Origin of the sequence: Flavobacterium soyae, assembly GCF_045348165.1 — a bacterium.
Lineage (GTDB): Bacteria > Bacteroidota > Bacteroidia > Flavobacteriales > Flavobacteriaceae > Flavobacterium > Flavobacterium soyae.
Genome location: NZ_CP150845.1, coordinates 3,155,954 through 3,180,445 on the forward strand (window position 1 = coordinate 3,155,954; position 24,492 = coordinate 3,180,445).

13 protein-coding genes are annotated in these 24,492 nt (G+C 35.3%); 12 read left to right on the plus strand and 1 reads right to left on the minus strand.

Annotated elements, in window-relative coordinates:
• Positions 1–308: 308 nt before the first annotated feature.
• From nadC to priA, 6 genes are all read left to right on the plus strand, one after another.
• Complete coding sequence (nadC, locus tag AABD74_RS13575; protein ID WP_406843192.1) at positions 309–1,166, plus strand: carboxylating nicotinate-nucleotide diphosphorylase; 858 nt, start codon at positions 309–311, stop codon at positions 1,164–1,166.
• A gap of 111 nt (positions 1,167–1,277) precedes the next feature.
• Positions 1,278–2,201 carry a YihY/virulence factor BrkB family protein gene (locus AABD74_RS13580; protein WP_232682152.1) on the plus strand — a complete coding sequence of 308 codons (924 nt, stop codon included), beginning with the start codon at positions 1,278–1,280 and terminating at the stop codon, positions 2,199–2,201.
• Between the two features lies 1 nt (position 2,202).
• The gene (locus tag AABD74_RS13585) at positions 2,203–2,631 is read left to right on the plus strand and encodes a DUF2147 domain-containing protein (RefSeq protein ID WP_232682151.1); all 429 of its coding nucleotides are present in this window, start codon (positions 2,203–2,205) and stop codon (positions 2,629–2,631) included.
• Positions 2,632–2,642: 11 nt separating this feature from the next.
• Positions 2,643–3,389, plus strand: coding sequence for a subclass B1 metallo-beta-lactamase (bla-B1-FLAV, locus tag AABD74_RS13590; RefSeq protein WP_406843193.1), 747 nt, complete (start codon positions 2,643–2,645; stop codon positions 3,387–3,389).
• Between the two features lie 45 nt (positions 3,390–3,434).
• The gene (locus AABD74_RS13595; RefSeq protein ID WP_406843194.1) at positions 3,435–3,695 is read left to right on the plus strand and encodes a hypothetical protein; all 261 of its coding nucleotides are present in this window, start codon (positions 3,435–3,437) and stop codon (positions 3,693–3,695) included.
• Between the two features lie 274 nt (positions 3,696–3,969).
• The gene (gene priA / locus AABD74_RS13600) at positions 3,970–6,417 is read left to right on the plus strand and encodes a primosomal protein N' (RefSeq protein WP_406843195.1); all 2,448 of its coding nucleotides are present in this window, start codon (positions 3,970–3,972) and stop codon (positions 6,415–6,417) included.
• Between the two features lie 456 nt (positions 6,418–6,873).
• Here the strand turns inward: priA and AABD74_RS13605 are convergent, their stop codons facing one another.
• Positions 6,874–7,572, minus strand: a complete 699-nt coding sequence (locus AABD74_RS13605; protein ID WP_053473460.1) for a LytTR family DNA-binding domain-containing protein — start codon at positions 7,570–7,572, stop codon at positions 6,874–6,876.
• A 177-nt stretch (positions 7,573–7,749) separates the two neighbouring features.
• Between AABD74_RS13605 and rpsF the strand changes: the two genes are divergently transcribed.
• The 6 genes from rpsF to AABD74_RS13635 all read left to right on the plus strand — a co-directional run bounded on the left by rpsF (position 7,750) and on the right by AABD74_RS13635 (position 24,452).
• Positions 7,750–8,091: a 30S ribosomal protein S6 gene (rpsF, locus tag AABD74_RS13610; RefSeq protein ID WP_007810575.1), complete on the plus strand. Its 342-nt coding sequence runs from the start codon at positions 7,750–7,752 to the stop codon at positions 8,089–8,091.
• Between the two features lie 5 nt (positions 8,092–8,096).
• The gene (gene rpsR / locus AABD74_RS13615) at positions 8,097–8,393 is read left to right on the plus strand and encodes a 30S ribosomal protein S18 (RefSeq protein WP_002987043.1); all 297 of its coding nucleotides are present in this window, start codon (positions 8,097–8,099) and stop codon (positions 8,391–8,393) included.
• Positions 8,394–8,459: 66 nt separating this feature from the next.
• Positions 8,460–8,900, plus strand: a complete 441-nt coding sequence (rplI, locus tag AABD74_RS13620) for a 50S ribosomal protein L9 (protein ID WP_406843196.1) — start codon at positions 8,460–8,462, stop codon at positions 8,898–8,900.
• A gap of 100 nt (positions 8,901–9,000) precedes the next feature.
• Positions 9,001–12,171 (plus strand): carboxypeptidase regulatory-like domain-containing protein, encoded by a 3,171-nt coding sequence (locus AABD74_RS13625; RefSeq protein ID WP_406843197.1) that lies wholly within the window; start codon positions 9,001–9,003, stop codon positions 12,169–12,171.
• Between the two features lie 96 nt (positions 12,172–12,267).
• Positions 12,268–12,741, plus strand: coding sequence for a DUF6495 family protein (locus tag AABD74_RS13630; RefSeq protein WP_406843198.1), 474 nt, complete (start codon positions 12,268–12,270; stop codon positions 12,739–12,741).
• A gap of 1,238 nt (positions 12,742–13,979) precedes the next feature.
• Positions 13,980–24,452: a gliding motility-associated C-terminal domain-containing protein gene (locus tag AABD74_RS13635; RefSeq protein WP_406843199.1), complete on the plus strand. Its 10,473-nt coding sequence runs from the start codon at positions 13,980–13,982 to the stop codon at positions 24,450–24,452.
• Positions 24,453–24,492: the final 40 nt, after the last annotated feature.

Here is a 24,492-nt window from a genome sequence, read left to right on the forward strand (position 1 = left end):
AAATTTAATTAATAGAATAGGTTTAAATTTTTTGAAACTATTTTGAAATTTTATTCCTGTAAATAGTTCATACTGTTTAAACTGGTTTTGATATTTTTAATAGCTATTCTGATAAAGGTATTTTTAAAATGAACTAACAAGCATCCTTTAAAAGTTTTTAAAATAACATTATAAGTTTTTTTTGCAGGTTTGTAATGGAATCACTTTGTTATCAACATTTAAATAAAAAATTAAGTTTTTTTCAAATGCTCTAAATTTTCAAATCCATAAAATAAGTCCTAATTTAGCATATTATTAAAATTAGAAAAATGATAAGCGAAGCTCAATTTCAAGCAGAATTGCAACTTTTGATAAGCAATGCCATTAGAGAGGATGTTGGTTCAGGCGATTATAGTTCACTTGCCTGTATTCCTGATACTGCTCATGGCCAGGCAAAATTACTGGTAAAAGATCAGGGAATAATTGCCGGTGTTGAAGCAGCCAAAATGATATTTGAACATGTAGATCCAAAACTAAAAGTAAAAACGTTTATTGAAGACGGAACACATGTAGAATACGGCGAAGTTGTCTTTGAGGTTTCAGGAAGCTCACAGTCTATTTTAAAGGCCGAAAGAGTGGTTTTGAATACAATGCAGCGTATGTCTGCCATTGCTACAAAAACAAGTCATTTAATGAAACTTTTAGAAGGAACTAATGCTAAAATATTAGATACACGTAAGACTACGCCAAATTTTAGAGTTGCTGAAAAATGGGCTGTAAAAATAGGCGGAGGTGAAAATCACCGTTTTGCCCTTTATGATATGATTATGCTAAAAGACAATCACATTGATTTTGCCGGCGGAATAACACGTGCGATATCTAAAACTAAAGAGTATTTAAAAGAGAATAATCTGGATTTGAAAATTATTGTGGAGGCCCGTAATCTTGATGAAATTAGAGAAATTTTGCTAAGCGACGGCGTTTACAGAATACTGATTGATAACTTTAATTATGCAGATACAAAAACAGCAGTAAATTTGATTGGTACAAAATGCCAGACTGAATCTTCGGGGAATATAAGTGAAAAAACAGTTCGTGAATATGCTTTATGTGGTGTAAATTATATTTCATCAGGTGCTTTAACGCATTCTGTTTACAATATGGATTTGAGCTTAAAAGCTTTTTAATGAAGTTATGAATTTTGAGTTATAAGTTATGAGTTATGAGTTTGGTTTTGAAAACAATTGATTATAAATAAATCTAAAATCTGAATTCTAAAATCTAAAATCAAAAAAAATATGTCGAAAGAAATAGAAGATCGGATTGAAAAACTGCCTGTAATACGCAATGCAGCCCGATTTTTTAAGAGAATAAAACTACCTTGGTTAGAAGGTTTTTCACTGTATGATTTGCTTGAAATGTACACTTTAGGAATTCTTGAAGGAGCATTTTCGTATCATGCCAGTGCAGTTTCTTTTAGTTTTTTTATGGCTTTATTTCCTTTTGCCTTATTTATTTTAAATTTAATTCCGTTTATCCCTATAGATAATTTTCAGAATGATTTTCTTCAATTTGTGCAGCAAGGCGTTCCTCCAAATACCTATGATGCTATTAGTAAAATTATCAGTGACATCTTAAATAATAGTCATTCAGGTTTATTATCATCAGGTTTTTTGCTTTCTATTTTTTTGATGGCCAATGGTGTTAACGGAATTTTAAGTGGTTTCGAATCATCTAAACACGTATTTGATAAACGTGGTTTTTTCAGACAATACCTGGTTGCCTTGGCAATTTCACTTTTAATGACTATTATATTGTTTGTGACAGTGGCGACAATTGTTGTTTTTGAGGTTTTTATTCAAAAAACAATCATTCAGGATGTATTGAGTGACCGTATTCCTCTTATCATTTTAGGACGATATTTATTTGTTGTTCTGATGATTTTGATAACATCTTCAATATTATTACGTTATGGCACAAAACAGTACAATAAAGTGCCTTTTATAAGTATTGGATCTGTTTTTACAACGGTACTAATTGTTATATCTTCGTTCTTTTTTGGGATTTGGGTTATAAAATTCTCAAAATACAATGAACTTTATGGTTCAATTGGAACATTATTAATTCTAATGTTTTATATTTGGATAAACTGTATGATTCTGCTTTTAGGGTTCGAATTGAATGCTTCTATCAGAAAATTAAAACAAAAAAAAAATAAATAATATGAAAAATTGGATGTTAATGATTGGTGTGTTTTTCTTTGCATTGAGTATTCAGGCTCAAAATGTTATAGGAAAATGGAAGACAATTGATGATGAAACAGGAGAAGCTAAATCTGTAGTTGAGATTTATGAAAAATCAGGAAAAATTTACGGAAAGATTGTAGAAATACTTCGCGAAAATCATAAAAAAGATGTTTGTATAAAGTGTGAAGGTGCCGAAAAAAACAAACCAATTTTAGGAATGATGATTATTAACGGTCTTAAAAAAGACGGTTCAGAATATAACGGAGGAACAATTTTAGACCCAACCAGCGGTAAAAAATACAAATGTTATATTTCATTAGAATCTGGAGATAAATTAAAACTTCGCGGTTATGTTGGAATTTCTATTATGGGAAGAACGCAGTACTGGACGCGAGTGAAAAACTAATTCAAAATTAAATGCGAAAATTAGCTTCAATAGTTTTATTCTTAGTCATAACCTTAAATAGTTTTGGACAAAAGAAGAATTCGCCATTACCAATAAGTCATCTTACAGGTGACTTTTATGTTTATAAAACATTTCATGATTATAATGGAACGTTGATTTCTGCCAATGCCATGTATCTTGTTACAGATAAAGGCGTTGTATTGTTTGATGCTCCTTGGGACGAAACTCAGTTTCAGCCTTTATTAGATAGTATAAAAGCAAAACATAATAAAGAAGTGATAATGCTTTTTGCAACACATTCTCATGATGATCGTGCAGGAGGATTTGATTTTTACAGAAAAAAAGGAATCAAAACATATTCGATTAAGTTAACAGATGATATTCTTAAAAAAGAGAATAAACCGAGAGCTGAATTTATAATTCCAAATGATAAGTTTTCTACAGTTGGACAGCATACTTTTGAGGTTTACTATCCGGGAAAAGGCCATGCGCCTGATAATATTGTAGTTTGGTTTAATAAAGAAAAAGTACTTTACGGAGCTTGTTTTATAAAAAGTGCCGATGCTCAGGATCTTGGTTATTTAGGAGATTCTGACGTAAAAGAATGGAAAAAATCGATTGGTAGAGTGAAGGCAAAATTTAAGAATCCAAAATATATTATTCCCGGTCATGAAGACTGGACTAATACAGAATCTTTAAATCATACTTTGAAATTGGTTGATGAGTATTTAGCTCAAAAATCTTCAGTTAAAAAGTAACAGATAACTATTAAATTCTGATTGTAGTTAAAAAATAGTTTAATTTTGTTTGAATTAATAAGAGGAGATATGACTGTAGCGGATAAAAATATATTGGAAACTTACTCAAATTTATTTGAAGGACTTAGTTTTTCAAATAAAATTGAACTTATAGAAAGATTAACAAAGTCTATTAAAAGTAATAAGTCAAAAGAAAATAGTTTCTATAAATCTTTTGGAGCTTTTGCATCTGAAAAATCTGCAGAAGAAATTGTTTCTGATATAAAAGCTAATAGAAACTTTAAGGATAAGGAAATTAAGTTTTAATGGGATATTCTAAAAGGATTAACTATACTTCCAATTTTTGGGTCAATAAAGAGATATGCCATTGAGAAAGTTAGACTTAAAAAATTAGGAAAACCTATTAATGACGAGTTTGATCTTTTAATTGGAGTAACTGCAATCGAGAATCAATTGATTTTGGTTACTGATAATACTAAAGATTTTAAGCTTTTAGACGGAATTCAAATGGAGAACTGGTTTGAAAGAAGCTAAATATTTTTGTTCAAATACATTCTTCAATCTTTATTAAAATATCTGCATGTTTTTTATCGAAGTTATTTTACCGCTTTCCTTAGCAAAAACCTTTACATATCGTATTTCTGAGGCCGAATTCCATTTTATAAAAAAAGGAATGCGTGTGGCGGTGCCTTTTGGTAAAAGTAAAATATATACAGCACTTGTATTAGATATACATGAAAATGCACCGACTTTATATGAGGCTAAAGAAATTCATCAAATTTTAGATGAAAAACCCATTGCAACCGAAACGCAGATTAAACACTGGCTTTGGGTTGCTAATTATTATATGTGCGGTATTGGTGATGTGTACCGCGGCGCATTCCCAACCGGATTATTATTAGAAAGTGAAACTATTGTTTCGCATAAACCAGAAGTTGTTGTAAACGATTCTGAACTTTCTGATGATGAATTTTTGGTTTACGAAGCGCTGCAGCATCAGAATTCGCTTAAAGTTCAGGAAATTGCTTCGATTTTAAATAGAAAAAATATCCTGCCCATTCTTCAAAAATTAATAGCAAGAGATATTATTGTTTTAGAAGAGGAAATAAAAGAAAATTACAAACCAAAACTGGTTCGGTATGTAAAATTACATTCACAGTACGAAACAGATCAGGGTTTGAGTGAGTTGTTGAATATTCTGAAAAGTGATAAACAAAAAGAAATTGTTTTGGCTTATTTTCAAATAAGTGCTTCAGAAAAAAAGCCAATAACAGTTAATAAACTGGTTGAAGTTTCAGGCTCAAGTTCAGCAGTTGTGAAAACTTTGATTAAAAATGAAATCTTAGAAGAATATTATTTACAGCAAGATCGTATTTTATTTAACGGAGAAAAAACAGATAAGGAATTACAATTAAGCGAAGCACAGCAAAATGCTTTTATCGCTATAAAAGAAAGTTTTTCTGAAAAAGAAGTCTGCTTGCTTCACGGCGTAACATCAAGCGGAAAAACAGAAATCTATATCAAATTAATTGAAGAATATCTGCAAACGGGAAGACAGGTTTTGTACCTGCTTCCGGAAATTGCACTTACAACACAGTTAGTTTCTCGTTTACGATTGCATTTTGGAGATAAAGTGGCTGTTTTTCATTCTAAATATAGTAATAATGAAAGAGTTGAGGTTTGGAAACAAACACTCGAAAATTCAGAAAAAGCTCAAATTGTAATAGGAGCGAGGTCGGCATTGTTTTTACCTTTCAATGATCTTGGTTTATTGATTGTGGATGAAGAACATGAACAGACTTTTAAACAGGCAGATCCAGCGCCGAGATATCACGCCAGAGATGCGGCAATTGTACTGGCTAATTTTCATAATGCCAAAGTGCTTTTAGGCTCGGCAACGCCAAGTATTGAAACCTATTTTAATACGCAGAGCGAAAAATACGGTTTGGTTACGCTTACAGAACGTTATAACAATGTTCGAATGCCGGAAGTTGTTTTGGTTGATTTAAAAGACAAGCATTTCAGAAAGAGAATGACGGGGCATTTTAGCGATCTTTTAATTGAAGAAATTGCTGAGGCTTTGTCTCTGGGAGAGCAGGTAATTTTGTTTCAAAACAGACGAGGATATTCTCCTATAATAGAGTGTATCACCTGCGGACACGTACCACATTGTCAGCAGTGCGATGTGAGTTTGACTTTTCATAAATTTAAAAACCAATTACGCTGCCATTACTGCGGTTATGCAATTGCTAAACCAACGCATTGTCACAGCTGTTCCAGCATTGATTTAACGACTAAAGGTTTTGGAACAGAACAAATAGAGCAGGAGTTACTATCACTTTTTCCGAAGGCTAAAACAGCAAGAATGGATCAGGATACAACCCGTGGTAAATTCGGTTTTGAAAAGATTATCGATACCTTTAAAAATCGGGAAATCGATATTTTGGTTGGAACTCAAATGCTGGCCAAAGGTTTAGATTTTGATAATGTAAGCCTGGTTGGAATTATGAACGCTGATAATATGCTGCATCATCCTGATTTCAGGGCTTTTGAACGCAGTTTTCAAATGATGACACAAGTTGCAGGAAGAGCCGGAAGATCAGAGAAACAGGGTAAAGTTGTTATTCAAACTTATAATCCGAGTCACAATACAATTCAACAGGTTACAAACCATAATTATATAGGTATGTATAAGGAGCAATTGTATGACAGGCAGATTTATAAATATCCGCCGTATTTCAGGATTATTAAACTAACGATAAAACATCGCGATTTTGATAAATTGAAAGAAGGTTCAATGTGGCTGTATCAGGTTTTAAGCCAAAACCTGAATATGCCTGTTTTAGGTCCGGAAGAACCGGCTATAAGCAGAATTCGAAATGAATATATAAGAACTATCTTAATTAAGATTCCACAAAACCTGCATTTAGGAAATACAAAAAAAACTATTCAGAAAATGTTGAATAGTTTTGAAGCTGTTGCTCAGTACAGAGCTATAAAAGTTGTTGTCAATGTCGACTTCTATTAATTAATTCAAGTTGCTAGTTTAATAATTCAATAAATAAATCGGCTCTAAAAAAATTTAATCCCTGCGGGATATTTTTTCTGGCAGATTTTATTATTCTGCTGCCAATATTTAACTCCTAACGGAGTAACAAAAAAATATCTCTGGATTACATATCGGTAGAAAAGATATTTCCAAGAATTTCAAATGTCCCTATGGGCAATGTCATTAAGTTAAGCTTTTAGAAAATAAAATTATTGCAAATCAAATCCGTGTTTATCAGCGTTTTTACGAAGTAAATCTGTTTTATCCGCGTCACAATTAGACGCTGATTTTACTGATTCGCTAAAGCGAAAACGCTGATAAAAACTGATTTTTTTAATTACTTTCTTAATTAAACTGTTAAGTAATTTTATAGATTTCCTCTTAACTTAATGACATTGCCCGTAGGGACTACACTTTATTAACTAGCAGCTTGAATTAATTAGATGTCGACAATGCTTTTACTAAATCTTCTTTCTTGTTTCGGCTAAGCGGAATTTTGGTAATTCCAATTTCAGCAAATTTGCTATTAAAGCGTTCTACCTTATCAATATTAATGATATACGATTTATGAACACGAATGAATTTGTCTTTTGATAAATCGTTTTCAAAAGATTTCATTGTCGAAAGTACCAGATTACTGTCGTCTTCAGTTACCACCCTTACGTAATCCCCAAAAGCTTCAATCCATTTGATTTTAGCTGTAAATATTTTAAGTTTTTTAAGGTTGCTTTTAATAAAAATATGTTCGCCTTCTTCTTCTTTAACCTCTTTTTTAAGCAAATGCATATCAATTGCTCTTTTTACTGAAGCATTAAAACGGTCTACAGCGATTGGTTTTTGCAGATAATCTGTGGCATCATAATCAAAAGCTTTTAAAGCATATTCAGCTTTAGAAGTGATAAAAATAATTTGTGGTTTAGATTTTAAACCATCAAGAAAATCAAAGCCATTGATGACTGGCATTTCTATATCAAGAAAAATTAAGTCGATATTATTTAGTGAGATACAACTTTTTGCTTCTATTGCATTAGAAAAATCCCCGATTAAGTGCAAACCTGGGTGATTATTAACTAATTTTGCAATAATTGTCCTTTGTATAGAACTATCATCCACAACAACACAGTTTAGTTTCATAACATTTTAATTTAGAATAAATTCAGGATAGCAGTAGTAAATATATAGTTTTTTTGGAAAAAAAACTAAAATGAACGTATATTTTTTGCATTATGACGAATAATAGAAAAATTGTGTTGTATATTTAAAAATATTGGTTACTTTTGCACCCAATTTTAACAAATAAATTTTTTATTTATGAATCATTATGAAACTGTTTTCATTTTAAATCCCGTTTTATCTGAGGTTCAGGTGAAGGAAACAGTAACGAAATTTGAAGAATTTCTTACTAGCAGAGGAGCTGAAATGGTATCAAAAGAGGATTGGGGTCTTAAAAAAATGGCTTACGAAATCCAAAACAAAAAAAGTGGTTTTTATCACTTATTTGAGTTCAAAGTAGCTGGAGAAGTTCTGATTGCTTTTGAAACTGAATTTAGACGTGACGAAAGAGTTATGCGTTTCTTAACTGTAAGTTTAGACAAGCATGCTATTTCATGGGCGGAGAGAAGAAGAGCAAAATTAAAATCTACTAAAGCTTAATTATTATGTCTACAATAGAGCAATCTGCAAAAGGAAAAAAAGACGGAGATATCAGATATTTAACGCCTTTAAACATTGAAACTAACAAAACTAAAAAGTATTGCCGTTTCAAAAAATCAGGAATCAAATACATCGATTATAAAGATGCTGATTTCTTATTGAAATTCGTAAATGAGCAAGGAAAAATTCTTCCTCGTCGTTTAACAGGAACTTCATTAAAATACCAAAGAAAAGTTTCTGTAGCTGTAAAAAGAGCTCGTCACTTAGCTTTAATGCCATACGTGGCCGATTTATTAAAATAATTAAAAACTCTAGTCGCTGGTTTCTGTTAAATCAGAACCTAACTTCTAAAATATAAGGACAACAACATGGAACTTATTTTAAAACAAGACGTACAAAACTTAGGATTTAAAGATGATGTAGTATCTGTAAAACCTGGTTACGGTCGTAACTTTTTAATTCCTCAGGGTTTTGCTACATTAGCAACTCCTTCTGCTAAAAAAGTTTTAGCTGAAAACCTAAAACAAAGAGCACATAAAGAAGCTAAAATTGTTGCTGATGCAAAAGCATTAGCTGAAACTTTAAAAGCTCTTGAAATTAAACTTACTGCAAAAGCTGGTGGAGAGAAACTTTTTGGTTCTATCACAAACATCGATATTGCTGAAGCTTTAGAGAAATCTGGTAACGCTATCGACAGAAAATTCATCACTAGCGGTATCGTGAAACGTACAGGGAAATATTCTGCGAGCATCCGTTTACACAGAGATGTTATCGTTGAATTACCATACGAGATCATTGCTGAAAAATAACATTTTGTTAACTTCTTGTTAATAAAATATAAAAATCACTCTTAGGAGTGATTTTTTTTTGCCTAATTTTGAGTGAATTAACTCACTCAAAACCAGGAAAATGAAAAAACTATTTGCATTAATGTTATGTGTGCTGGGGCTCACCGCGGCCACAGGACAAACCACTACGTCGAGTATTAAGGGTATAGTAAAAAGTTCAGGTAATGAACTATTGCCGGGAGCTGGTATTTTAGCAGTTCATACTCCAACCGGAACTAAATATTCTGCCGTTTCCAATGAAGATGGAAGGTTTAATATTTTGAATATGAGAATTGGCGGACCTTACAAGATTTTAGTAACCTTTGTTGGATATCAAAGTCAGGAATATAATGACATATATCTGGATTTAGGAAAACCATTTAATATAGATGTACTTCTGGCTGATGAAAGTCAGACGCTTGAGGAAGTTAAAGTTACCTCAAAAGATAAAGTTTTTAAAAGCGGGAAAACCGGTGCTGAAACAACAATTGGAAGGAAAGAGCTAACAGCGCTTCCAACAATTTCAAGATCGGCAGAAGATTTTACCCGTTTAGAGCCAACTGCAAGCGGAGGTTCTTTTGGTGGTAGAAATGATCAATATAACAATTATTCTTTAAACGGAGCGGTTTTTAATAATCCATTCGGACTTGATGCTGCAACTCCAGGAGGGCAGACAGGTGCTCAGCCAATATCGTTAGATGCAATTGAGCAGATTCAGGTTGCTACAGCTCCTTATGACGTAACTTTATCCGGCTTTACAGGAGCTTCTGTAAATGCGGTTACCAAATCAGGAACGAATGAAATTCATGGTACAGCTTATGCATTCTATAGAAATCAGGATTTGACAGGTAGCAAGATTAAAGGAGAGAAAATATTTGTGCCTTCATTAGAGCAGACTCAGGCCGGATTTAGTTTGGGAGCACCAATTATTAAAGATAAATTATTCATTTTTGGGAATTTTGAAATTGATAAGCGAAGTGATTTAGGCTCTAATTTTGTTGCTAATAACAATGATGGGGTTACCGGAATTAATGAATCAAGAGTTCTGGAATCAGATTTAATCGCGGTTTCGAACGCTTTGGCAAATTTAGGTTACAATACGGGTGCTTATCAGGGATTTAAGCATGAATCAAATTCAAGCAAAGGGATTATAAAATTAGATTGGAATATTAATGATAATCATAAATTAGCGGTTATTTATAATTTTCTTGATGCCTCAAAAGATAAACCGGCACACCCGACAGCTCTTGGTTTTAGAGGACCAAATGCTTCTATATTGCAATTTCAAAATTCAGGATATCAAATCAATAATAAATTGAGTTCCTTTTTAGTGGAGCTGAATTCTAAATTCAGCGAATCGGTATCAAACAAACTGCAGGCAGGTTATACTCATTTTGATGATTACAGAGAACCGTTTTCTGTTCCTGCGCCTGTTATAAATATTCAGGACGGTGCAGGATCAAATTATATTATTGCAGGTCATGAACCTTTTTCTATAAATAATACATTAGATCAAAAAGTAATTCAAATTACTGATAATTTGACTTATACTGTAGGGAAACATGCTTTTACTTTTGGAACTTCTTTTGAGAAATTTGAATTTAAAAATTCTTTCAATTTAGCAGGGTATGATAATTTTGGAAACCCAAATGGTTATGCGGGAACATTTTTTACACCTTATTTTACAGTACAGGATTTCTTAAACGATGCTGCGCAGCCATATGCTACAAGTATTATTGCACAAAATCTTCAATATGCTCAAGATACATATAATACAAAAAGTCAATTTGCTGTAGGCAGTGATGGCGGTTGGAAGCTGGCAGAGCTAAATGTAGGTCAATGGGCTTTTTATGCTCAGGATGATATTAGTTTAAGTGATGATTTTAAATTAGCCGTAGGTTTAAGAATTGATAAGCCTTTGTATTTTAATACTGCAGACTTAATTCAGAAATATATTGACACTGATAACGGCGGGGCAGGTAGAAATAATGATATTGATTATTATGATCCTCAAACGGGAGAAGCTGTTAAATTGATTTCGACGGATTTACCCAGCGACAGGATTTTGTGGTCACCACGTATAGGTTTTAACTGGGATGTAAAAGGCAATGCGACTTCGCAGCTTAGAGGAGGGTCTGGAATCTTTACAGGAAGAATTCCGTTTGTTTGGTTAGGAAATCAGGTAAGCGGCGCAGATGACAGCTTTTTGCAAATTATGGATCCGGATTATAAATGGCCGCAAGTATGGAGAACAAGTTTAGGTTACGATCATAGATTTGAAAGTAATTATATCGTAACGCTTGATTTGTCATATAATAAAGATATTAATGCGGTACATGTACAAAACTGGGGTTTAAAACCTCCAACAGGAGTATTGGCGGGTGTGGATAACAGACCAATTTATGTGGCGGCAGATCATGGCGAGAATAACGCTTATGTAATGACAAATTCTTGCAAAGGAAGTGCTTTTAATGCTTCTGCTAAAGTGCAGAAAACATTTGTAAATGGATTGTATGCAAGTATTGCTTATAATTATATGAAATCAAAAGATGTTAACTCTATTGAAGCAGAGATTACCGGAGATGCTTTTTCTTTTAATCCTGCTTTAGGAAATGTAAATAATGATGTGCTTTCGAATTCAAAATATGGTGATAATCATCGTTTTATTGGAGTAGCTTCAAAAAAATGGAAATACGGAAAAGATAAGTGGGCAACTACAGTTTCTGCGTTTTTTGAATATGCTCAGGGAGGACGTTTTAATTATACATATGGAGGAGATATTAACGGAGATGGTTCTACAGTAAATGATTTGATTTATATTCCAACAACTGCAGAAATTGCCCAAATGACTTTTAGCGGTGCTGGCCAGGGAGAAGCTTTTGATAAATTTATTTCGCAGGATAAATATATGAAAGACAGAAGAGGGCAGTATGCAGAACGTTATGGTGCAATATCACCTTGGAGGGGACGATGTGATATTAAATTATTACAGGATTATAATTTTAAGTATTCATCGGCATCTGAAAAAACAAACACGATTCAGTTTAGTATCGATATTTTAAATTTTGGAAATTTATTAAATTCTGATTGGGGTGTTGTTCAGGTACCAACTAGTGTTCAGCCTATTGGGGTAACTGTTGTTGGAAATACGCCAACTTATACGTTTAATAATACCCAAACCAAAACATTTAGTTATGATGCCAGTTTAACGTCGAGATGGCAGGCTCAATTTGGTGTTAGATACATTTTTTAGTAATGATAAAAAAGTTATAAATTTGCCCTCGCATTTGCGAGGGCTTTTTTTTTATTATTAAAAGTTCTTTTAAGGCGTTTAAACAATAAAAAAATAATGAAGTACGCAAGATTAACAAAAGAGCAGTTTGATGAATTACATGCAGAATTTGCAAGTTTTTTAGCAACTCAGGCAATAGATAAAGCAGAATGGGATTCTCTTAAAGTAAATAAACCGGAAGTTGCTGAGCAGGAACTGGATGTTTTTTCAGATTTAATCTGGGAAGGTGTTTTAGGCAGAGCAGAATTTTTAGAACATTTTTCAAAGAATCATATTTTTTTATTTCAATGTTTTGATACTTACGTACAATCGATAGTATTGAAATCATTACTTCCGGAAACTGATTTTTTGACGAAAGAAGGTTTGCAGTGGCTTAGTGATAATATGTTTACTGAAAATATCGAAATGAAAGTTGGAAAAAAGGTCTTTACTGAGGATAGAAATTCTTCAATTTTTGAATTGATTAAGCAGGGGGCTTTTCTAAGTGAAGGACAATTATTTACGCAAATTAATACAATTTTAGAATCTTAGTTTATAATAAGTTCATTTTCAAAAGTTTAAAAAAGGATAAGCAATCATGTTAATTGTTTATCCTTTTTTTACTTTTTTAACTTTTGTTTATACTTTTATGTTTTTTTATACCCGTATTTCTACGTGCTTTTTTGTTAATAATTAAATTTTTGAAATATCATCTAATTTTAACAGATTTTGAATTGTAATGTGTGTCAAAATGTTAAATTTCAATCGTTTTCGATATGTTTTGTGTAGTACTTAACTTATAAATATTAAATTTAACATAAAAATGTAAGTATTTTTAAGCCTAATAAAACAGGGTGTTTCGTAATAAAAACTCCGTATTTTCTTATATTAACAAAGATTTATTATTTTTTAAATTTTATTTTCTTTAAAAAAATAAGAATTTTACGCTTGTTTTATAATTTTGTTTTTTATAATTTTAGGATACAAAAGTTAAACAAAATGGTTTTCGGCTTTACTTCACTAAATACCAAAAGAAGATTTATCTGTATGACTTTTTAAAATCAAAATGTATACTATGTAATAATTATAATCGAATTGGCTTTGTAATAATAACTTTTAATCGAGTGCTTATGGAATTGACATTTACTTTCTTTATTGAGTTTGCATTAGGTCTTCATATTATTTTAGCTTTATTTTTTATTATTCTGAAGAAAAACAAACTTCTACATCCTTTTGATTCTACTTTTTTTGTTACTGACTTTTTTCAAAAGTTTTCAATATTCAATTCTAAATATTTAAAGTGTTGTCTGCATTGTGTTGACGATAATATTGTCTGTTAAATTTTTTAATGGATAAAACCTTTAATGTTTAATTGATTCAATTTCGAATTTGGTTTTAGATGAATCAAAATCATAGAAAGAGTAAATCAGCTTTCTATTTGAAATCGATTAAATATTATAGAATTAAAATTCTCCTCCCACACTTTAAATTTTCGTTTATGAAAATTCATTTAAAAACAAATCACTTCATTTGGAAGATTGATTCAGATCAATATTCCCCAAAAGTTTCGAGAATATTTTTATTGGAAGAAAATAAAAAGTTCTCATCTGTATACTTCGGTATATTAGATACAACATAATTTTTTTATAAAAATTTAAACTATAGTCTTTATGTGCTAAGGATTTGTTTTAGAGTTTAACTAATTGATTTTTAATGTTTTTTTTAATTGCCTAAGCATGCGTGCTTATGGCAGCAGGTATTTTATTGTCCATTTTCTAATCTTCCAAATTATGAAAAAAAAATTTACTTTTTGTAGTCTCAATTTTCAGAAGAGATTATTCGGACTATTATTTTTATTCTTATTATGCACAAATGTATTTTCGCAGACTATTTGCAGACCAGTGTCTCAAACAAATAGTCAAGGCGGATTTTTGTGCGTAGGATTAAACATTGATAGCCCTGCCAATGCTTATGACAGCGCTGGCTTAACGACTTTTGCAACCCTGACAAATTCTGTTGGTGTAAGCTGTTTCGTAGAAGAAACAATGACCTTGAACCAGACGGCCAGAGCAGGAGATCAAATTGCAATTTACTTTGGTACAGGAAATGGTTTGCTGGATCTTGGATTGTTATCTAATGTATCTCTTCAAGCCAAAATGTCTGGTACAAATGTAGGTTCAAGTGTGGCTTTAAATGATCCAAATTTGAATTTGAATTTTTTATTAGGAAACACTGTTGCGGTTGCAGAATATACCTTAACAGGCGATGCCAATCAAGTGCAAATTCAGGTTGGAGGGAATTTAAGTCTTTTGCTCAGCTTACGACTTTATGATGTTCGTTTAGAGTTTGCAGAACCAACAGTTACTGGCGGTTTATTACAAACTGTTTGTGCCGGGTCTGCGACAACGCTTACAGCGACTCCGGCCGCAGGAACTACGCTTGCATGGTATAGTTCTGAAGCGTCGACTGTACCATTAGCAACAGGAAATACTTATACAACCCCTGTTTTAAATACTAATACCACTTATTACATTAGTATTTCCCGAACTGCCGGATGTGAAGGCAATGTCCGGGTACCAGTTGTTCTTAATGTTTCTAACCCGGTTGCACCGGCGGTTAATAACGCCGGGACAGCTATTTGTTCTACGGGAGCAACGCAGCAGACCACTTTAACGCTTTTAAATCCTATTCCGGGAACAACATACTCATGGTATTCTGTTTCAAGCGGCGGAACGGCACTGGCGACAGGAGATAATTATTCATCTACAGTACCTTTGGGTACCACAACCTTTTATGTCGAAGGTGCGATAGGCAGTTGTATAAGTCCTACTCGAACTGCAGTAAATGTAGTTTCTACAGCAGTTCCTGCAACGCCAACAGTGTTAACGCAAAGTGTTACGATTCAGTCAGGTCAGAATACAACTTTAAATGCAGAAACTTCTGAACCCGGAGTACAATTAAACTGGTACGATGTAGCTGCAGGCGGAACGCCGGTTGCAACAAATACACCAAATTTTACGACACCTATTTTAACTGCAACAACAACATATTATGTTGAAGCTCAAAGTCCAAACGGCAGTTGTGTTAGTGCAGCTAGAGTTCCTGTAACGGTTACGGTACAATCGTCGGTTTTAGGCGGATGCCTTGAAGCCAGCAGTCAGCAGACAACACAAAATGGTTTGTGTTTATTATGTAGTTCTACAGATCCAAATAATTCTGTAGATGGAAATACAGCAACTGCAGCGAGACTTACGGTTCCTCTAGGTTTAATTAATGGATGGATTCAGCAGACATTGCAATTTACCAATCCAGGTAAAACGGGTGACATCGTTGATGTTGAATTAGAAATACCAGGCGGATTAACCAATCTTTCATTATTAGGAGAGATTAGTCTGGCAACGTATAATGGAGCTACATATAATAATGACAGAATTTCAATTGACAATCCGTCAATTATTTTGCAAGCATTAAGCGGAGACCGTTTTAGAGCAAGTGTAACTGCCGGAGCAAATTTTGATCGTGTAGAAATTCGATTAGGAGGTTTGGCTGCATTAGTAGCAAATTTAGATATTTATCAGGCTTCATATAGATATAAAGCTCCGGTTATAACAGGCAGCACAACTGTTTGCAGCGGACAAACGACAACATTAACCGCTGCTCTTGCAGTTGGTGAAACTGTTAATTGGTATAGTGCAGCGACTGGCGGGGCCTCATTAGCTTCTACAGCCGCATTTACGACTCCGGCTTTAACAACTGGAACAACTTATTATGTTGAAGTAACAAGAAATGGCTGTGTTAACAGTGAAAGAAATCCGGTTCTTGTTACAGTAAATAATCCAATTGCACCAGCATCAGTTGTTGCTTCACCTGCAAATATATGTAGCGGAGATACAACAACAATAACGGTTCAATCACCAGTTGTAGGCACGACCTATAATTGGTATGATGCGGCTTCAAACGGAAATTTATTGTTTACAGGGACTTCTTATACAACACCAAATTTAACTGCTCCTGTAACTTATTATGTTGAAGCGGTTATTGGAAGTTGTTTAAGTGCTGCACGTACTCCGGTAAATGTAAATATAAATCCACAACCTTCAGTACCTGTTCCTGTCTCTTCAAATGTGATTATTCAGTCAGGTCAGAGTGTGATGTTGGCAGTTACAAGTTCACCTGGAATTGGATATACATGGTATGATGCTCCAACGGGAGGAACTATTTTAGAGCCTACTAGTAGTACATATACTCCAACTCCGGCTTTAACTGCAAATAAAACATTTTATGTGGAGGCTGTAGATTTAGCAACAGATTGTGTTAGTAGTGCAAAAGCTGTAATTAATGTTACAGTAATTAATGCAATTAATAGTTGTTTGCAAGCTGGCTCTCAAATAACAAGTACAGGTGGTTTGTGTGTTTTGTGTACTTCTGCTAATCAAAATAATTCTGTAGATGGTGATATAAGTACATATGCAGAACTTACTGTACCGCTTGGTGTTACAGGTTATATTCAGCAGCTTTTGACTTTTGCTACGCCAGGTCAGACAGGAGATATAATTGATGTTGAATTAGAAATACCAGGCGGATTATCTAATAATTCATTATTAGGAGCGGTTAGCCTGGCAACGTATAATGGAGTAACGTATAATAACGACAGGGTTGCAATTACCAATAATTTATTGAACCTTCAGCCACTGACAGGAAATAGATTTAAAGCAAGTTTTACTGCAGCCGCACCATTTGATCAGGTTGAGGTAAGATTAGGAGGTTTGGCAACAGCATTAGCTAATTTATACATTTATGCAGCTTCTTACAGATTTCCAAATGCAGTAATAACAGGAGCTTCGGCACCAATTTGTTCAGGGCAGACAGCTTCTTTGACAGCTTCTTCTACAGGAACAGAAACCTTTACATGGTATGATGCTCCAACAGGAGGAAACATTGCTGCAGTTAATCCAACTGCCCCTTTAACATCTACTACAACATATTATTTAGAAGGAACTCGAGGAGGAACTTGTATTAATAGTTTACGTCAGGCTGTTACCGTTACAGTACTGCAAATTCCTACAGATGCTGATGTTATAATTACAACTCCGGTTGAGGCTACTTGTGCCGGAGATGCAGTTTTAACCCCAACATCATCAACAATTACAGGAGCTGAGTTTAGATATTATACGGATCAAAATAAAACTCAGGAAATTATAACAGGAACAACTGTAGTAAGTCAGCCGGGAGTAACATTTACTAAAGATGCTATAACAGGAGAACTTACTATTGCAGGTTTAAATGCTGCAGGAACACCTTATAATTATTTTGTCTCAATTTTAAATGGAGGTACTTGTGAAAATGTTAATGGAACATTAAAACAAGTAACTGTTAACTTTCCTTCTACTACTGTTTTAACTGTAAACGCAGCATTGACAGGCTGTGGAAGTGCTAATTTAAGAGATGCAATAACTAATTTTGATTCAACAGGAAATACAACTTATACTTTCTACGATCCATCAAATAATGTAATAACTTCAGATGCTGCTGCTAATATTACAGTAAGCGGTGTTTATTCAATTTTGGCTCAGGGTAATGGAGTTACTTGTCCTTCAGTGCTTCAGTCTGTATCAGTAACAATAAATGCCTTGCCAAGCCTGGTAGTAACAAACCCATCAGAATCAGTAAATATAGGCTCAAATGTTACCTTAACAGCGGTTTCAACAGGAACAATTTCATGGTTTGATCCACAAGGAAATGCTTTAACGGGACCAACTTTTACTACTGGGGTTTTAAATACACCGGGAGTTTATACTTATACCGTTGTTGCCAATGACGGAATCTGTTCTGCAACTGCAGCAAAAGTTATCAATGTAATTGATCTTAGCAGCTGTCAATCTTTAACAGAAAGAGTTTATGCTACTGCACAAACATCAGGAACAATGATTACAGGAACTGTTACTGACGGTGCAAATGCAGTTGACGGTAATCCGCAGACGTTCTCTACAATTACAACAGGTTTAGGACTTTTAGGAGTTGGTACAACCTGGCAAAATTTAACCTGGCCGGCACCTATTGTAAAAGGAACGCCGGTAACTATTAAATTAGGTTCTGAATCCAACGTATTAACGGTTGGTCAAAATTTATCAGTAATAGGAACTATAGGCGGAGTTGATATTGGAACGATGCAGCCCGTATCTGGCCCATTATTGAATTTAATTCCTGGAGATAATACCTTTGAGTTTACTTTTGTTCCTTCAGATGTTTCGGGTCCGCAGAATTATGACGGAATACGTATTCAGTCAGCTTCGCTTTTAACTGTTGTTCAAAACACAAAAGTATTCGATGCTCATTACAACAGATCAGTTTCAAGTGCGGTTTGTACGCCAGGTGATATTCGCGATATTTTTTATGGAGCAACTGATTTGGGAGCTGTAACTGTTACAGGTGCAATAGGAGTGAGCGATGCGTGGAATGTTGCAGACAATGATATTGCAACTTTTGCTACAATGTACAGCGGAGCCGGGGCTTTGGCCGCAGCCGACTTAACAGTCGAATTTAAAACACCATCAGTAGTAAGTGATACACTAAGGATTGTCGTTTCAAGACCAGGTTCAATTTTAAGTGTTAATTTATTAAATGGATTTACTATTCAGCGTTACTTAGGAAGTGTTGCTGTTGGAGCGCCAATTGACAATTCAAGCCCATCATTTAGTTCAAACTTATTGCCGGGAAATACAATGGCAATGGTTCTGGTTTCTTCACCAACAGAATCATACGATAGAGTAAGAATTCGTTTAGGGGGAACTGTAGGAGTATTAGATTTATTAAGAATTCACACGGTAGAAAGAGCTGCAAACACAACCGTAATAGGAGCCGATCCGGATAATAAAATAACAGTTTGCCCGGGAGCAGATATAACGCTTCAAATACCCGAAGAAGCCTGTTCAACCTATATTTGGTATGATGCACCAACAGGAGGAACTGCACTTGCTACAGGAATTACTTATACAGTACCGGCAAGTTTACCAGCAGGAATCTATAAATATTATGTTCAGCCAGTACGTTATGGCTGTGAAACTTTTGCAAGAGGAGAAGTAACAGTTGAAATTAAAGCTTCTGCTCCGGTAAATGCTTTAACAAATATTACGTTAAACGGAGGAACGGCAACTTCAATTTGTTCTCCATCAGGAACTGTAACTTTAGCCGCAAGTTTGAGCGGAACACCAGTTTTAACAACTCCAGTTTACTATTGGTACAGTTTTAACGGAACAACAAGTCAGTTAATTACCGGAGAAACAACTTCACAGTTAATCGTTAACGGATTAGCTCCGGGAACTTACACCTATTATGTAGGAGTTAGCGGAGATCAATTTTGTGAAACTGCAGCTGCAGACAGAAAACAAATTACATTTACAATTCTGCCTCCTTCAACTGTAAATGATATTTTAGTTGATGACTTAACAGTTTGTCACAGCGTATCGGCATCATTAACTCCAACTGCACCAACACTAACAAATCCGGTATTTACCTGGTATTTAGATGCAGCTAGGACACAGCCAATAACAAATGGTTCAGTTATAGGAGGAGTTACTTATACAATCAATACAGCGGGTGTTTTAACAGCTGTAGGATTAACAAAAGCAATGAGTCCAATTACTTATTATGCGGCGGCGGCCAGTGATAATACTTGTGAAAATCTTGCAGGAACATTACAAGATGCCGTAATTATAATAAGTGATCCAAATACACCAACCACTACAGATGCTACACAAGATTTCTGTTTAGTTGATGCGCCAACAATTGCAAGTATTCAGGTAAATGAATCAAATGTAGTTTGGTATAATGTTTCAACAGGCGGAACAGCGATTCCATCTACAACAGCATTAACAACAGGAACTTATTATGGAGCTGCGACAGATGCAATAACAGGATGTGAAAGCAGCGTAAGATTAGCAGTTGCCGTAAGTGTGACTGATCCGGGAACACCAACTACAACAGACGCCACACAAGATTTCTGTTTAGTTGATGCGCCAACCGTTGCCGATATTCAGGTAAATGCACCAGCAGCAGGCACAATAGTTTGGTACACAGCTGCCACAGGCGGAACAGCAATTCCATCAACAACAGCATTAATAACTGGAACATATTACGCTTCAATTCTAAATCCAGCAACAAACTGCGAAAGCAATGTTAGATTAGCAGTTGCAGTAAGTGTGACTGACCCAGGAACGCCAACAACAACAGATGCAATACAAGATTTCTGTTTAGTTGATACGCCAACAGTTGCCGATATTCAGATAAACACACCAGCCGTTGGAACAATAGTTTGGTATACTGCCGCAACAGGCGGAACAGCAGTTCCTTTGACAACAGCATTAGCAACAGGAACTTATTACGCTTCAATTTTAAATCCAGTAACAAACTGCGAAAGTAATGTTAGATTAGCAATTGCCGTAAATGTAACCGATCCTGGAACACCAACCACTACAGATGCTACACAAGATTTCTGTTTAATTGATGCTCCAACAGTTGCCAATATTCAGGTGAATACACCAGCCGTTGGAACAATAGTTTGGTATACTGCCGTAACAGGCGGAACAGCAATCGCTTCTACAACAGCTTTGATTACAGGTACTTATTATGCATCAATTTTAAACGGAACAACAAATTGTGAAAGTGCGGTAAGATTAGCTGTTGCTGTAAGCGTGACTGATCCGGGAACACCAACTACTACAGATGCCACACAAGACTTCTGTTTAGTTGATGCTCCGACAGTTGCCGATATTCAGGTAAATGCACCAGCTGTTGGTACAATAGTTTGGTATACTGCCGCAACAGGCGGAACAGCAGTTTCTTCTACAACAGTATTAGCAACAGGAACATACTACGCTTCAATTCTAAACCCAGCAACAAACTGCGAAAGTAATGTTAGATTAGCAATTGCCGTAAATGTAACCGATCCTGGAACACCAGCGACTACAGATGCAGCACAAGACTTCTGTTTAGTTGATGCGCCAACCGTTGCCGATATTCAGATAAACACACCAGCCGTTGGAACAATAGTTTGGTATACTGCCGCAACAGGCGGAACAGCAGTTCCTTCGACAACAGTATTAGCAACAGGAACATATTATGCTTCAATTCTAAACCCAGCAACAAACTGCGAAAGTAATGTTAGATTAGCAATTGCCGTAAGTGTAACCGATCCTGGAACACCAGCGACTACAGATGCAGCACAAGACTTCTGTTTAGTTGATGCGCCAACCGTTGCCGATATTCAGATAAACACACCAGCCGTTGGAACAATAGTTTGGTATACTGCCGCAACAGGCGGAACAGCAGTTCCTTCGACAACAGTATTAGCAACAGGAACATATTATGCTTCAATTCTAAACCCAGCAACAAACTGCGAAAGCAATGTTAGATTAGCAATTGCCGTAAGTGTAACCGATCCGGGAACACCAACTACAGCAGATACGACACAAGATTTCTGTTTAGTTGATGCACCGACAGTTGCCAATATTCAGGTAAATGCACCAGAGGTTGGCACAATAGTTTGGTATACAGCAGCTACTGGCGGAACAGCAGTTCCTTCGACAACAGTATTAGCAACAGGAACTTATTACGCTTCAATTTTAAATCCAGCAACCAACTGCGAAAGCAATGTTAGATTAGCAATTGCCGTAAGTGTAACCGATCCAGGAACACCAACTACAGCAGATACGACACAAGATTTCTGTTTAGTTGATGCACCGACAGTTGCCAATATTCAGGTAAACACACCAGCGGTTGGCACAATAGTTTGGTACACAGCTGCGACAGGCGGAACAGCAGTTTCTTCTACAACAGCATTAGCAACAGGAACTTATTATGCTTCAATTCTAAATCCAGCAACAAACTGCGAAAGCAATGTTAGATTAGCAATTGCCGTAAGCGTAACCGATCCAGGAACACCAACTACAGCAGATGCCACACAAGATTTCTGTTTAGTTGATGCTCCGACAGTTGCCGATATTCAGGTAAATGCACCAGCGGTTGGCACAATAGTTTGGTATACAGCAGCTACTGGCGGAACAGCAGTTCCTTCGACAACAGTATTAGCAACAGCAACAGGAACATATTATGCTTCAATTCTAAATCCAGCAACCAACTGCGAAAGCAATGTTAGATTAGCAGTTGCCGTAAGCGTAACCAATCCGGGAACACCAACCACTACAGATGCCACACAAGACTTCTGTTTAGTTAATGCACCAACTTTTGCTAATATTCAGGTTAATGAGTCAAACATTGTTTGGTACAGTACTGTAACAGGCGGAGTGCCAATTGTTTCGACTTCTACTTTGGTAAACGGAACCTATTATGCAGCCATTTTAGATCCAGCAACAAATTGTCAAAGTGCGGTAAGATTAGCAATTGCAGTTACTGTAACAGATCCTGCTACACCAACAACTACAGATGCTGCACAGACTTTCTGTTCTGGAAACGCACCAACAGTTGCTAATATCCAGGTAAATGAAACAAATGTAGTTTGGTATACTTCTGCTGCAGGCGGAACAGCAATTCCAGCTGCAACAGCTCTAGCAACAGGTAATTATTATGGAGCTATTCAGGATCCGGTAACAGGATGCGAAAGCAGTGTGAGATTATTAGTTGCAGTTACAGTTGGAAATACAATTAATCCAACAACGAATAATGCGGCCCAAAGCTTCTGTTCAACAACATCACCAACAATTGCAAGCATTCAGGTAAACGAAAGCAATGTAACTTGGTTTAGCACAGCAACAGGCGGAACAGCAATTCCAGCTGCAACAGCCTTAACATCTGGAGTTTATTATGGTAATATTGTAGATCCGGCAACAGGTTGTGAAAGCTCAACTCGTTTACAGGTTACTGTAACGGTGACAGATCCGAGCCCGACGCCAACTACAACAGATACTACACAGGATTTCTGCTCAATAAATACACCAACAGTTGCCGACATTCAGGTAAATGAAGCAAATGTGATTTGGTATACTTCTGCTGCAGGCGGAACAGCAATTCCGTCTACAACAGCTTTAGCAGCAGGAACATATTATGGAGCTGTGTCAAGCGCTATAAATTGTGAAAATCCAGCAAGATTAGCAGTTGCAGTAAATGTAAATACTCCGGGTATAATTACAACGCCAAATACAACACAAACGTTCTGTTTATCTAAACTGCCAACGATAGCAAACATCTTGGTTAATGAACCAAATGTTGTTTTCTATGCAGCTGCAACAGGCGGAACACCGCTGCCGGCAGGAACATTACTAACAGCAGGCACCTATTATGCTGCCGCACTTAGTAACACAACAAACGGATGTGAAAGCGCTGCAAGACTGGGTATTACAATTGCCTTTGAAAATGATGCATTAGTACAGCTTACAACTACAGACGACACACCATGTGTTTTCCAGGGAGTAACCTATTCAATTGCAAATGGAAAATCAAATTATGTTTGGTCAGTTACAAACGGAACAATCACTTCCGGCGGAGGAACTGCAGATGGATCTGCAACAATTTCATGGTCAGATATTGGACCGGGAAGAGTTGAGGTTACTTACACTAATAACTGTGACGAAACCACAACTAAATTCCTAAATGTAACAGTTGCAACATGTTCTGATTTAACAATTACAAATGTGGTTGATAATCCAACGCCTAATTTTGGTGATAACGTAACATTTACAATTACGGTAAACAATGTTGGCGAAGGTGGTTTCATTAATACAATTGTTAGTGATTTGCTGCCATCAGGATACAATTTAGTAAGTTCTAATACATCAACAGGTACTTATGATCCGGCAACGGGACTTTGGACAATTCCAACGCTGCCAGCAGGACAAAGTGTTACGTTAACAATAGTTGCAGAAGTACTTTCAAGTGGAAACTACTTAAATGTTGCCACAATTGAAAACTCAACTCCTTTAGATGTCGATGCGGCAAACAATACAGCTTCAGTTTCGGTTGTGCCAATTTGTTTAACAGTTTACAATGAGTTTACACCAAATAATGATGGAGCTAATGATTTGTTTAGAATTGACTGTATCGAAACACATTCTAACAATGAGTTAAAAGTTTTTAATAGATATGGTGCATTAGTGTACAGCAAAGCCCACTATGAAAACGATTGGGACGGAACTGCAAATGTATCCGGAGTAGTTAATAGAGGAGATATGCTGCCAACAGGTACTTATTTTTATGTGATTACCATTGGAGATGGAACGGTTAAAAAAGGATGGTTATCAATAATGAGATAACATTCTATTAATCATCTAATTAATTAAACTAAATAAGTAT

Coding starts and splice junctions, on each gene's coding strand:
- rpsR (WP_002987043.1), top strand. CDS start 8,097: ATGTCTACAATAGAGCAATCTGCAAAAGGAAAAAAAGACGGAGATATC.
- AABD74_RS13630 (WP_406843198.1), top strand. CDS start 12,268: ATGAAGTACGCAAGATTAACAAAAGAGCAGTTTGATGAATTACATGCA.
- AABD74_RS13635 (WP_406843199.1), top strand. CDS start 13,980: ATGAAAAAAAAATTTACTTTTTGTAGTCTCAATTTTCAGAAGAGATTA.
- AABD74_RS13605 (WP_053473460.1), bottom strand. CDS start 7,572: ATGAAACTAAACTGTGTTGTTGTGGATGATAGTTCTATACAAAGGACA.
- AABD74_RS13585 (WP_232682151.1), top strand. CDS start 2,203: ATGAAAAATTGGATGTTAATGATTGGTGTGTTTTTCTTTGCATTGAGT.
- rplI (WP_406843196.1), top strand. CDS start 8,460: ATGGAACTTATTTTAAAACAAGACGTACAAAACTTAGGATTTAAAGAT.
- rpsF (WP_007810575.1), top strand. CDS start 7,750: ATGAATCATTATGAAACTGTTTTCATTTTAAATCCCGTTTTATCTGAG.
- AABD74_RS13625 (WP_406843197.1), top strand. CDS start 9,001: ATGAAAAAACTATTTGCATTAATGTTATGTGTGCTGGGGCTCACCGCG.
- AABD74_RS13580 (WP_232682152.1), top strand. CDS start 1,278: ATGTCGAAAGAAATAGAAGATCGGATTGAAAAACTGCCTGTAATACGC.
- nadC (WP_406843192.1), top strand. CDS start 309: ATGATAAGCGAAGCTCAATTTCAAGCAGAATTGCAACTTTTGATAAGC.
- priA (WP_406843195.1), top strand. CDS start 3,970: ATGTTTTTTATCGAAGTTATTTTACCGCTTTCCTTAGCAAAAACCTTT.
- bla-B1-FLAV (WP_406843193.1), top strand. CDS start 2,643: ATGCGAAAATTAGCTTCAATAGTTTTATTCTTAGTCATAACCTTAAAT.